The 314-nt window shown below is 77.4% G+C and carries 1 pseudogene; it reads right to left on the reverse strand.

The window, feature by feature from the left end:
• Positions 1 to 314, reverse strand: a pseudogene (locus tag JHD82_RS30165) (hypothetical protein); the annotation flags it as partial.

Consider the following 314-nt stretch of genomic DNA (forward strand, 5'->3'; position numbering starts at 1 on the left):
TGGCGCCTGCGGGCTTGAGCCCGGCCATGACGTGGATGCGCGGGCAGCCCAGGGCCCGGGCGTAGGCCACGGCGCGTTCCATGCCCTGGGCAAATTCCGCTTCGCGCCCGGGGATGCAGGCCAGGCCCTGTCTCTTATACACATCTGACGCTGCCGACGAAATGCGAACAGTGTAGATCTCGGTGGTCGCCGGATCATTAAAAGGGGGGGGGGGGGGGGGGGGGGGGGGGGGGGGGGGGGGGGGGGGGGGGGGGGGGGGGGGGGGGGGGGGGGGGGGGGGGGGGGGGGGGGGGGGGGGGGGGGGGGGGGGGGGG

This window comes from Delftia sp. ASV31 (genome assembly GCF_016428765.1).
Classification (GTDB): domain Bacteria; phylum Pseudomonadota; class Gammaproteobacteria; order Burkholderiales; family Burkholderiaceae_C; genus Comamonas; species Comamonas acidovorans.